Source organism: Arthrobacter sp. 05L428 (assembly GCF_056397665.1).
In genome coordinates this window covers 777,665-789,089 of the sequence record NZ_JBFTNW010000001.1, presented here as the reverse complement: position 1 = coordinate 789,089, position 11,425 = coordinate 777,665, and the positions used below count along the sequence as shown (strand labels likewise).

Annotated in this window: 12 protein-coding genes; 3 read left to right on the top strand and 9 right to left on the bottom strand. The window is 69.7% G+C overall.

The features are described 5' to 3' along the window. Positions 1 to 27 precede the first annotated feature (27 nt). Both AC1DH3_RS03715 and clpS read right to left on the bottom strand, forming a co-directional pair. On the bottom strand, positions 28 to 588 hold the full coding sequence (locus AC1DH3_RS03715; protein WP_441417376.1) for a DUF2017 domain-containing protein: 561 nt from the start codon (positions 586 to 588) through the stop codon (positions 28 to 30). Continuing rightward, positions 581 to 949 carry an ATP-dependent Clp protease adapter ClpS gene (gene clpS / locus AC1DH3_RS03710; RefSeq protein WP_175322893.1) on the bottom strand — a complete coding sequence of 123 codons (369 nt, stop codon included), beginning with the start codon at positions 947 to 949 and terminating at the stop codon, positions 581 to 583. The genes AC1DH3_RS03715 and clpS overlap by 8 nt, the downstream gene beginning before the upstream one ends. A 213-nt stretch (positions 950 to 1,162) precedes the next feature. Between clpS and AC1DH3_RS03705 the strand changes: the two genes are divergently transcribed. From AC1DH3_RS03705 to AC1DH3_RS03695, 3 genes are all read left to right on the top strand, one after another. Continuing rightward, the gene (locus AC1DH3_RS03705) at positions 1,163 to 2,491 is read left to right on the top strand and encodes a nicotinate phosphoribosyltransferase (protein ID WP_441417375.1); all 1,329 of its coding nucleotides are present in this window, start codon (positions 1,163 to 1,165) and stop codon (positions 2,489 to 2,491) included. Then, positions 2,492 to 3,151 (top strand): isochorismatase family protein, encoded by a 660-nt coding sequence (locus AC1DH3_RS03700; RefSeq protein ID WP_441417374.1) that lies wholly within the window; start codon positions 2,492 to 2,494, stop codon positions 3,149 to 3,151. It begins immediately after the preceding gene. Between the two features lie 80 nt (positions 3,152 to 3,231). Next, positions 3,232 to 3,579, top strand: a complete 348-nt coding sequence (locus AC1DH3_RS03695; RefSeq protein WP_441417373.1) for a hypothetical protein — start codon at positions 3,232 to 3,234, stop codon at positions 3,577 to 3,579. Between the two features lie 96 nt (positions 3,580 to 3,675). Here AC1DH3_RS03695 and AC1DH3_RS03690 read toward each other — a convergent pair whose 3' ends face one another. The 7 genes from AC1DH3_RS03690 to AC1DH3_RS03660 form a co-directional block, all read right to left on the bottom strand. Next, positions 3,676 to 5,457: a DEAD/DEAH box helicase gene (locus tag AC1DH3_RS03690; protein WP_441417372.1), complete on the bottom strand. Its 1,782-nt coding sequence runs from the start codon at positions 5,455 to 5,457 to the stop codon at positions 3,676 to 3,678. Positions 5,458 to 5,648: 191 nt separating this feature from the next. Next, on the bottom strand, positions 5,649 to 5,960 hold the full coding sequence (locus AC1DH3_RS03685; RefSeq protein ID WP_441417371.1) for a DUF3039 domain-containing protein: 312 nt from the start codon (positions 5,958 to 5,960) through the stop codon (positions 5,649 to 5,651). 71 nt (positions 5,961 to 6,031) lie between these two features. Continuing rightward, a complete protein-coding gene (nagB, locus tag AC1DH3_RS03680; RefSeq protein WP_441417370.1) occupies positions 6,032 to 6,814 on the bottom strand; it encodes a glucosamine-6-phosphate deaminase in 783 nt (260 codons plus the stop codon). A gap of 52 nt (positions 6,815 to 6,866) precedes the next feature. Next, positions 6,867 to 8,438 (bottom strand): transporter, encoded by a 1,572-nt coding sequence (locus AC1DH3_RS03675; RefSeq protein WP_441417369.1) that lies wholly within the window; start codon positions 8,436 to 8,438, stop codon positions 6,867 to 6,869. Next, positions 8,420 to 9,193: an ABC transporter ATP-binding protein gene (locus AC1DH3_RS03670; protein WP_441417368.1), complete on the bottom strand. Its 774-nt coding sequence runs from the start codon at positions 9,191 to 9,193 to the stop codon at positions 8,420 to 8,422. The genes AC1DH3_RS03675 and AC1DH3_RS03670 overlap by 19 nt, the downstream gene beginning before the upstream one ends. Positions 9,194 to 9,219: 26 nt before the next feature. After that, entirely contained in the window at positions 9,220 to 10,320 is a 1,101-nt protein-coding gene (locus AC1DH3_RS03665; RefSeq protein ID WP_476908593.1) for an NADH:flavin oxidoreductase/NADH oxidase, read from the bottom strand. Further along, on the bottom strand, positions 10,320 to 11,330 hold the full coding sequence (locus AC1DH3_RS03660; protein ID WP_441417366.1) for a co-chaperone YbbN: 1,011 nt from the start codon (positions 11,328 to 11,330) through the stop codon (positions 10,320 to 10,322). The genes AC1DH3_RS03665 and AC1DH3_RS03660 overlap by 1 nt, the downstream gene beginning before the upstream one ends. Between the last annotated feature and the right edge of the window lie 95 nt (positions 11,331 to 11,425).

The window sequence follows — 11,425 nt, the reverse complement described above, 5'->3', positions numbered from 1 at the left end:
GACTCGTGTCTAATGGGTCACACGGGCCTAGGCTTCGAGCGAGGCCAGCATCGCCTGGACCAGGGACTCCTGCAGCCAGGTAGTGAAGTTGTAGACCAGGGCCAGGTAGCTTTCGACGTCCTCAGCCTGCGACCAGTCCTGCATCCGGTGGACGTGCTCGGCGTCAGCGTCGTCCCGGATGTCGAGCCGCTCGGCGAGCACCAGCCGGACGTCGTTGAGCGCGGTGGACCAGTGCCGGGCGTCCGCGGGCGTCAGCACCAGCTCGTCCTTGTCCAGGCCAAGGGCTGCAGCCTTCAACGCGCCGATCTTGCTCTCCCGCAGCGAACGCTCGGTGTACCGGCGGAACTCCAGGGAGGCCTTGTCATCGTCCTTCATGACATTGGGCAGCAGCCGGCGCAGGGCGCGGTCCGACGGCTCGCGGGCTTCTGTGTCCAGCCCGACGAGCGCCGCCAGCGGATCCTGGTTGGCCCGTTCCTCCGGCTCCAGCATGGAAACGACGTCGTCGAAAAGACTGCGCAGCAGGTCCCGCTCGGCCGGCTCCAGGTAGCCCGTGATGCCCTTGAGTCCGTACTTGAACGCCTTAGCCACGTTTTCCCTTGCCCTTGCCTGATCCGTTGCCGCCGTGGCCGCTGCTGGCCTTCTCCACGGTGGCCCACAGGCCGTAGCCGTGCATCGCCACCGCGTGCTGCTCGACCTGCTCCTTGCTGCCGTGCGCCACGATGGAGCGGCCCTTTTTATGGACCTCCAGCATGAGTTTGTTGGCCTTCGCCTCGGAATAGCCGAAGTAGCTGCGGAAGACGTAGCTCACGTAGCTCATCAGGTTTACCGGATCATTCCAGATCACGAGGTTCCAAGGGATGTCCGGGGCGGTCAGGACGTCGGTCGACGACGCCGTTCCGGTCTGGGTGCTCTCCTGGGTGTCAGGGCCGAGCGCAACACTGAGGGTCATCTGTCCATTCTATGGGGAGGCTGGGCCCACACCGGCGAGGGCCCCGCGGCGAAGCGAAGCGAGACGTGGGAGCCGGTGGCTGGGCCCACACCGGCGAGGGCCCCGCGGCGAAGCGAAGCGAGACGTGGGAGCCGGTGGGTGGGCCCACACCGGCGAGGGCCCCGCGGCGAAGCGAAGCGAGACGTGGGAGCCGGTGGGGACTAGAGTGAATTTGTGAGCACCTCAGCTGGCTGGGACCATCCCCGCACGTCCCTGTACACCGACCACTACGAGCTGACCATGCTGCAGGCCGCCCTGCATTCCGGCGCCGCCCACCGCAAGTCGGTGTTCGAAGCCTTCGCGCGGCGACTGCCGGACGGCCGGCGCTACGGGATCGTGGCGGGCACCGGCCGGCTGCTGGAGGGGATCGCGGACTTCCGCTTCGGCGACGCCGAGATCGACTTCCTGCGCCGGACCAAGGTGGTCAACGAGGAAACCCTGGAGTACCTGGCCAATTTCTCCTTCTCGGGCGACATCTGGGGCTACGCCGAGGGCGAAGCATATTTCCCCAACTCCCCCATTCTGATCGTCGAATCCACCTTCGCCGAGGCCTGCATCCTCGAAACGTACATCCTCTCGATCCTCAACCACGACAGCGCCATCGCGTCCGCGGCCTCCCGCATGATCACGGCCGCTGGCACCCGGCCCTGCGTCGAAATGGGCTCCCGCCGGACGCAGGAGGAATCCGCCGTCGCGGCCGCACGCGCCGCCGTGATCGCCGGCTTCGACAGCACCTCAAACCTCGAGGCCGGCCGGCGCTACGGGATCAAGACGGTGGGCACCGCCGCCCACTCCTTCACCCTGCTGCACGACACCGAGCGCGAGGCTTTTGAGGCGCAGATCGCCTCGATGGGTGCCGGCACCGCGCTGCTCGTGGACACCTACGACGTCGAAGCGGCCGTCCGGACCGCCGTCGAACTGGCCGGCGACAAGCTGGGCGCGGTCCGGCTGGATTCCGGCGACCTCGTGGCGCAGGCGCAGTGGGTCCGGCAGCTGCTCGACCAGCTGGGCAACGAGAACACCCGGATCATCGTCACCTCGGACCTCGACGAATTCGCCATTGCCGCACTCCAGTCCGCCCCGGTGGACTCCTACGGCGTCGGCACCTCGCTGGTGACCGGCTCCGGCGCTCCGACGGCGAGCATGGTCTACAAGCTGGTCAGCCGCACCGACGACTCCGGCGCGTTCGTTCCGGTAGCCAAGGCGGCCAAGAACAAGACCAGCAAGGGCGGGCGCAAATACGCGCTGCGCAGGCTCAACGAGCGCGGCACCGCCAGCCAGGAAATCGTCGGCATCGGGCACCACCCGGACGACGACGGCAACGACCGGCAGCTGTTGCAGCAGTTCATCAAGAACGGCGAGCTGCTGCCCGGCTGGACCGGGCCCGAGGGCGTCGTTCGGGCGCGGCAGCGCCACGCCGACAGCATGAAGGAGCTCCCGGCCGTGGTCAACCGGCTCCAGCGCGGCGAAGCAGCCATCCCCACCATCTACGAGGAGGACTGAATGTCACGTGCCTTGATCATCGTTGACGTGCAGAACGATTTCTGCGAGGGCGGGGCGCTCCCGGTCGAGGGCGGAGCGGCCCTGGCGGCCGAGATCAGCGAATACGTCGACGCCCACCACGGGCAGTTCGACCACGTCGTGGCCACCCAGGACTGGCACATCGAGCCGGGCGCGCACTTCTCGGAGCAGCCCGACTTTGTCGACAGCTGGCCGCCGCACTGTGTCGCGGGCACCCGCGGCGCGGAGCTGCACCCGGACCTGGACACCGAATACATCCAGGCCTACTTCCGCAAGGGACAGTTCACCGCGGCCTACTCGGGCTTCGAGGGGCTGCTGGCCCCGGACGACGCCGTCCCCACCGGCGACCGTGCGCCCGGTTCGCTGCCGATGGGCGGCGCCGTCGACGCCGGTGCCGCAGCCGGCAGTGATCTCGCCGCTGGCGAGGATGCCATCGGCCTGGACGACTGGCTGCAGAGCCACGACGTCGAGGAAGTGGTGGTCGTGGGCATCGCCACCGACCACTGTGTGAAGGCCACCGCCCTGGACGCCGTCCAGGCCGGCTACTCCGTCACCGTGCCGCGCGGGCTCACGGTGGGGATCGCCGAGGATCTCGACGACGCCTTCGCCGAGATGGAGTTCGGCGGCGTCGACATCGCCTGAGCTCGTCGCCGCCTCGAGCCGCACAGTAGACTCGAAATCCTTGCCAGTAACGTCGGACCCGTAAATTCCCGGAGTACACCATGAAGAAGACCCTGACCGTCCTGATCGCTGCCGGTACCCTGCTCGGTGCAGCCGCCTGCACTGCCACCCCGCAGATGACCAGTGAGGAAACCTGCGCCCGCATCAAGACCATCACCTCGTCGCCGACGTCCAGTTCGGACAAGTTCGGTATGACGCGGCTGGCCAACCAGATCCGGCCCATCGAGGCGAAGGCCTCCGAGGAGCTGCAGGCCCCGCTGCAGTCGATCCTGGACTACCTGGATGAGGCCGCGAAGAAGGACACCGACTCGGCCAAGCTTGAGGAGCTGAAGGCCGAGTACACCGCGGCCGGCCAGAAATTCTCCCAGACCTGCGGCGCCGCCCAGTAAGGCAGGGCCAGCGGCATTAAAAGGGACCGGTTACCCCGGTCCCTTTTTTGTGGCGTGTTTTGCCCTGCGGGCCGGCGCGGCCGCAGCTTCCGGCGGCTACTTCCGGCCGATGAACCAGTCCTGAAGCTTCCGCAGCCGCGTCTGCAGCTGCTCTTCGTTGGCCTGGGCGACGGCCGGGCCGCCGCACACGGTCCGGAGCTTGGTGTGGATGACGCCGTGCGGGGTTCCGGTCCGGGCGGACCAGGCCGCGACGTTCTTGGCCAGCTCGGTGCGCAGGTCCATCAGCATTCGGTGGTCCGGCACGGCCGGCACGGCCTCGGCGGCGGCTTGGGGTGCCCGCTTGTTCTTGCGGTTGAGCTGTTCGTGCTGGCGCTGGCGCAGCAGGGTACCGACCTGTTCGGCGTCGAGCAGGCCGGGAATGCCGAGGAAGTCCAGCTCGTCCTCCGAGCCCACCTCGCCGCCGGTCCCGAACTCGCCGCCGTCGAACAGCACGCGGTCGAAGGAGGCCTGCGAGTCGAGCGCCTCGAACTTGCCCTTCATCAGGGTGTCGGAGGCTTTCTCCTCGCGGTTCGCCTCGTCCATCAGCGAGTCCTCGGGATTGAACAGCCCGTCGGCGTCTTCCTTCTCCGGCCGGTCCAGGGCATGGTCGCGCTCGGCTTCCATGGAGTTCGCCAGCGCCATCAGCTGCGGCACGGAGGGCAGGAACACCGACGCCGTCTCGCCGCGCTTGCGGGCACGCACGAAGCGGCCCACGGCCTGGGCGAAGAACAATGGGGTCGACGTAGAGGTCGCGTAGACGCCGACGGAAAGCCGCGGGACGTCCACGCCTTCGGAGACCATACGGACCGCAACCATCCAACGCTTGTCGCCGGCGGAGAACTCCTCGATCTTGCTGGAGGCCTTCGCGTCGTCGGAGAGGATGACGGTGGGTGATTCGCCGGTGATTTTCTTCAACTGGCCGGCGTAGGCCCGCGCGTCGTCGTGGTCGGTGGCAATCACCAGGCCGCCGGCGTCGGGCACGGTGCGCCGCACCTCGCTGAGGCGCTTGTCCGCCCCGGCCAGCACGGCCGGGATCCATTCGCCGGCCGGGTTCAATGCCGTCCGCCAGGCCTGGGACGTGATGTCTTTGGTGACCGCGGCTTCGCCCAGGGAGGCGGCCATCTCGTCCCCGGCGCTGGTCCGCCAGCGCATCTGGCCGGAGTAGGCCATGAACATCACCGGGCGGACCACATGGTCGCGGAGGGCCTTGCCGTAGCCGTAGGTGTAGTCGGCCTTGGAGCGGCGGATGCCGTCGCGGTCCTCGGCGTACTCGACAAACGGGATCGGCGAGGTGTCCGAACGGAACGGGGTACCCGTCAGGGACAGGCGCCGGGCCGCGGGATCGAAGGCCTCGCGCAGGCCGTCACCCCAGGACAGCGCTTCGCCGCCGTGGTGGATTTCGTCGAGGATCACCAGCGTGCGCGCCGCCTCGGTCTTGGCCCGGTGCAGCATCGGCTTGCTGGCCACCTGGGCGTAGGTGACCGCGACGCCGATGAAGCCGCGGCCGTGCTGGCCGTCAGCGTTCTTGAAGTTCGGGTCGATCGCGATGCCGACCTTCGCGGCAGCGTCGGCCCACTGGCGCTTGAGGTGGTCTGTCGGGGCCACAATCGTCACCCGGTTCACCACGCCGGCCTCGATCAGCATCGAGGCCACGCGCAAAGCGAACGTGGTCTTGCCGGCTCCGGGGGTGGCGACCGCCAGGAAGTCCTTGGGGTGGCCGCCGAAGTAGCTGTCCAGTGCTTCCTGCTGCCAGGCGCGCAGCTTCGGGGCGGTACCCCACGCGGCCCGCTCGGGATACGCGGGCGGCAGCACGGGTCCGCCAAAGAGTGTCTCTGTCACTTAGGAGTCCTCCCCTCCGCGCACGTCAGCCGGTTCCGGAGAAACCCAATTAAGCACAAAAACACCAATCTTTTTCGGATGAACCGGACAGCAGGAACGCGGCGGATCCCGCAGCGCGGGGCGGCAGCGCCGGCACGGCGCCGGCAGCCCCAACGGACCCAGCCCGCTGCGGGTGGCCTAATTCGATGGCCCTATTTCCCGGAGTCTCCGCCGTCGCCGCCCGGGCGGAGGCCCTCGTAGACCTCTTTGCACTCCGGGCAGACCGGGAACTTCTTCGGATCCCGGCCCGGCGTCCACACCTTGCCGCAAAGGGCTATGACGGGTTCGCCCGACAGCGCGGATTCCATGATCTTTTCCTTGCGCACGTAGTGCGAGAAGCGCTCCCGGTCGCCCGGCTCCACTTCCTGGCGCAGTTCCTCGCGCTCAATCGTAGCCGTCGACGTCCCGGCTCCGGAGAGCTCACGCATCGGGTCGTTTTCGAGGGGATCCGTCATGCTGGTCATGACATCCATCTTAGCCGCTGGTACGGACGGAATCTCGACGGCGGATTCCGGCGTGGGACGGATTGCCGTCGTTACAGGCCCTGCCAGCGCGGCTTGCCGTCGAAGCTGTGCCGGTAGTAATCGGCGAGTCGGAGCGAGGAGGCCGCCGCCTCGTCCAGGAGGACGGAGACGTGGGGATGCAACTGCAGGACCGACGCCGGGCAGATGGCGGCCACCGGTCCCTCGGCGAAGTCGCGGACGGCCTGTGCCTTCTGCGCGCCGGTGGCGAGGAGGATCACATGCCGGGCGTCCAGGATGGTCCCGAGGCCCTGGGTGAGGACGTGGTGCGGCACCTCAGCCAGGCTCCCGAAAAAGCGGGCGTTGTCCCGCCGCGTCTGCTCGACCAGGGTTTTGATCCGGGTCCGGGACGCGAGCGAGGACCCCGGTTCGTTAAAGCCGATGTGGCCGTCCGTGCCCACCCCGAGGAGCTGGAGGTCCACTCCCCCGGCGGCCCTGATCGCGTCCTCGTACGTCCGGCAGGCCGCGGGAATGTCGCCGGCCTCCCCCTCGGGTCCGCGGACGTTGTCCGGGCTGATGTTCACGCGGCCGGTGAATTCGCGCCGGATGACTTCGCGGTAGGACTCGGGGTGCCCCGCCGGGAGCCCGACGTACTCGTCCAGGATGAAGGCCCGGGCACGGCTGAAGTCGAGGCCGCCGCGCTCATGCCGCTGTGCGAGCTCCTCGTACACCGGCAGCGGCGACGATCCGGTGGCCAGGCCCAGGACGGCGTCGGGCTTGCGCCGCAGCAGGGCCTCGATCGCGTCGGCGGCGAGCGCGGCAATCGGCCTGCTGCCGGCAAGGATCACGACTTCCATGACGGCAGGCTATCCCACTCCGGCCCGCACGGGCCCGGGCCGTCAGACCCGGTCAGCGGTTGACGGCCAGCTGCGCCAGCAGTTCCGGGGTGCGCGAATCAAACCATTTGCCGCCCAGCCGCACCCCGGCGATGAACAGCGCGAAGCCCAGCACCGGGCCGAGGAGCAGGCAGATCCAGCCCGGCACGGCGCTGCCGCCCGCGAGCTGCAGCGCCACCAGCGCCAGCTCCGGGCTCACCAGCAGCAGCAGCACCGCCATGCCGCCGAACTGCACGGCAAGGGTCTGTGCCACGTTGCCCGGCGGCTTCTTGAACGGGCTGTCGCCGGGCAGCGGCACGGGCACGGTGTAGCGCGCCGAGACCACGGAGGACAGACCCAGCCCGGTGAACAGCACCCCCAGGGCCAGGCCCAGGATGCCGGGCAACAGCGACCAGTCGCCGGTGAAGAACATCGGCAGGACGCTGAAGGCCAACACGACGGGCAAAGCGAAGACCAGGCACGCCACGGCCCTTCCGAGTCTGTCGTGCAGGCCGCGCACGCCGGCCGAGACGTGCAGGGCAAAGGCCGTGCTGTCGTAGGAGACATCCGAGGCGATGGACCAGGCGAGCAGGAAGGCGGTCAGCGGACCGACGAACAGCAGGATCCCGTAGAACCCTGTCTGGCTGGCCTGGAAGAAAAGCAGCACCGGCAGCAGCGGCACCACCACCAGGGCGCCGGCGTAGCGTGGATCGCGCAGCCAGTAGCTCAGCGAGCGCGCAACAATGGCCCCCGTGGGGGTGGCCGGAACCAGGGCGAACAGCCCCAGCCCTGATGCTTTCTTTTTGGCGGTCCCGGCGTAGGGCGGTGTGACGAGCGCGCGCTGCAGCAGGAACTTCCAGCACAAGGCAAGGGCCGCCAGGGTGGCGGCGGCGATGAGCAGCTTGAGCGCGGCCGGACCAAAGTGGCCGGCGGCAAGCTCTCCACCGAGGGCCCAGGCTGCCCCGGCGGGCGTCCATTCGAGGACCCGCGCCAGCTCAGTCACAAACTCGGCGTTGCCGGCGATTCCGCGGGCGACGCCGGCCACAATTGGCCCCATCAACACCAACGGGATCAGGAACGCCACCGCGCTGACGTCCTTGAAGCGCCGGGAACTGGCCAGGCTCACCGTGCCGGCAGTGACCACCTTGGAGAGCACGACGCACGTGAGCACGCCGAGGACCGCGCCGGCCAGGGCACCGGCCGCGGCCAGGAAGCCACGGGACCAGGTGCCCACGGTGGCCAGCGCCACGAGCGTCGTCGCCGCCCCCGGAATGCCGATCAGCCCGGCCAGCGCCAGTCCTGCCAGCAGTTGCGGCATCGGCACGGCAAAGGTCGTGAACCTGGCCGGGTCCAGCGTCATGTCCGCGGCGGACGCCACAATCGGAATGACCGCCCAGCCCAGGACCGCGGCGGCGCCGCCCAGCACCACCACCGTCTGCGCCGTCGCGACGTCGGCCTGGCGCAGGAGCAACAGCCCGGCGACGCCGAGCCCCACAATGCCCAGGGCGTACAGCGCCCCGATGCCCAGGCCCACCAACTGCCAGGGGCTGCGCCGGAGGCTGTTGCGCAGCAGGGTGAGCTTGAGCCTCAGAAGGTGCGCAACCATTCCAGCCCTTCCGTATGGCTGCGGCCGCCCACCAGCTGGACAAAGCGGTCCTCAAGCGACTCGCCCGCGCGCACCTCGTCCACGCTGCCGGCGGCCAGCACCCGGCCGGCGGCCACGACGGCGACGTGGTCGCACATCCGCTGCACGAGGTCCATGACGTGGCTGGAAACGATCACCGTGCCCCCGGACGCGACGTAGCGGTCCAGGATGTCACGGATGTTGGCGGCGGAGACCGGGTCCACCGATTCGAACGGCTCGTCCAGCACCAGCAGCCGGGGCGCGTGGATCAGCGCCGAGGCGAGGGCGATCTTCTTGGTCATGCCGGCGGAGTAGTCCACCACCAGCGTGCCGGCGTCCTGGCTGAGGTCCAGTGCGGCGAGCAGCTCCGCCACCCGCGACGCCACCACCTCCCGGTCCATGCCGCGCAACAGGCCCGCGTAGGTCACCAGCTGCTCGCCGGTCAGCCGGTCGAAGAGCCGGACCCCGTCCGGCAGCACCCCCATCAGCTTCTTGGCCTCCAGCGGGTGCTGCCAGACATCTACCCCGTGGACCAGTGCGGTGCCGAAATCCGGCCGCAGCAGCCCGGTGGCCATCGACAGCGTTGTGGTCTTGCCGGCGCCGTTGGGGCCGACGATCCCGTAAAAGGAGCCGGCCGGGACGTCGAGGCTGATGCCGTCGACGGCGATCTTGGTGCCGAAGCGTTTGGCCAGCCCGCGCAGGGCCAGCGCCGGGACGTGCGGTTGTTCGAAAGTCATGACGTTAGACTAACCGCCGCGGCCGCCTAAAACGTGTGCCGCGGGATGGCCCGTTCGTACTGCGGCGGCCAAGCCAGCTCGTGGCCCAGTTCGAAGGCGGCACGCAGCCACCAGTGCGGGTCCCGCAGCGCGGCACGGGCGATGAACACGCCATCGGCCTGCCCCGTGGCGACGGCGTGCTCGGCCTGTCCTGCCGAGGTCAGCAGCCCCACAGTCCCGGTCCGGACACCGGCTTCGCGCCGGATCCGGGCGCTGAATCCGGTCTGGTAGCCGGGGCCGACCGGGATCGACTGGTGCGCCACGGCCCCACCGCTGGAGACGTCCACGAGGTCCACCCCGTGTTCGCCGGCTGCGCGGGCCAACCGCACCGAGGCTTCGGCGTCGACGCCGCCGTCGGCCCAGTCGGAGGCGGAGATCCGCAGCAGCAGCGGCATCGAGTCCGGGATGACGTCCCGGACGGCGTCGATCACTGCCAGGGTCAACCGATTGCGCCCGGTCTCGTCCCCGCCCCAGCTGTCGGTCCGGTCGTTGACCAGCGGGCTCTGGAACTGGTGCAGCAGGTAGCCGTGGGCGCCGTGGATCTCGATCGTGTCGAAGCCGGCGCCGACAGCCCGGACGGCGGCGGCGGTGAAGTCGGCGATCACGCCGTCGATCTCTTGCTCTGTCATGGCCGACGGCGGGGCGTAGCCGTCGAAGGCGCCGGTGCCCGGGCCCAGGGTGTTCCAGCCGCCTTCGGAGGCGGGCACGGTGCCGGATTTGCCGGAGAACGGCCAGTAGGAGGAGGCCTTGCGCCCGGCGTGCGCCAGCTGGGTCCCGATCTTGGCGTTCGCGGACCCGTGGCGGTGCACGAAGGAGACGATCCGCTCCCATGCCTCGGCCTGGGCGTCGTTGTAGAGCCCGACGTCCCGGGGGCTGATCCGCCCGGCCGCGTTAACGGCGGCCGCCTCGGTCAGGATGAGGGCGGCTCCGCCGGTGGCGAAGGAGCCGAGGTGCATCAGGTGCCAGTCGTTGGGCACGCCCTCACCGGTGTCGGGTTCGCAGCTGTACTGGCACATCGGCGAGACCCAGCCGCGGTGCTCCAGCCGCAGCGAGCGCAGCTCCAGCGGGGTAAACAGCGCGGAGCCCACTAGAACAGCACCCGCGCGAGGTTCTGCCGGGCCTTGGCGACGCGGTCATCGGATGTTCCCACCACGTCGAAAAGCTCCAGCAGGCGCACCCGGGCGGTTTCCCGTTCAGGGCCGAAGTTCCGGCCGATGAACGTCACGATCCGGCCCAGGCCGTCCTCGACGTGGCCGCCGGCAATGTCCAGGTCGGCGACGGCGAGCTGGGCCTCCAGGCTGTCCGGCTCCTGGGCGGCACGGCCGCGGAGTGCGTCCGTTTCCGCGGCGGACAGTGCCTGCAGGCGGCCCATTAGCTCGACCTGCGCCAGGCCGGCCTTGGCCTCAGCGTCGGCGGGCATCTCGGTCAGCGCCTGCCGGTAAGCCGCGGCAGCGCCGGCGTAGTCGCCGGCCTCGATGGCGTCGAACGCCTTCTGGTGCAGCGGCGGCAGCGGCGGAGCCTCGGGCTCGGCGGCCCCGGGTCCGCCGGCTCCGATCCGGCCGGTCACGCCGTTGGCCCCCGCAACCTTGAGGAGTTCGTCAAAGAGGCTGCGCACCTGCTGCTCCTCGGCGCCGCCCTGGAACAGCGGCACGGGCTGGCCCTTGACCAGCGCGACGGCGGTCGGAACAGCCTGCACCTGGAACGCCTGCGCGAGCTGCGGGAAGGCTTCAATGTCGGCGGCGCCGAGGACCAGCCGGCCCTCGTAGCTTTCGACGATCTGCTCCAGCACATCCACGAGCTGCGCGGACCCGGGCGAGTAGCTGGCCCACAGCGCAATCACCACCGGAACCTGGGCGGACAGGTCCACGAGCTCCTGGAAGTTGGCCTCGGTGACGTCCACGCGCAGCGGCGTACCGGTGGAACCGCCCCCGGGTTCACCGGGGGCCGTGCCGGCAGCCCCCGGGGCCGGCGGCCGGCCCGCCCCGGCGCCCGCCGGCGGCGCGGGGCGCTGCTTCAGCGAGGAGAGGTCGACGGCGCCCCGCAGATTGAGCGGGTTGGCTGCAGCTGGAGGGACCGGGCGGGAAGCTGGCGAAGTCATAGCTCCACTCTATCCACTACGCCCCACGCAGCAACGACCGGGCCGCGATTGCGGCCCGGTCGTTGCGGTGTGGCTCCGGCCGGGGTGCCGGCCGG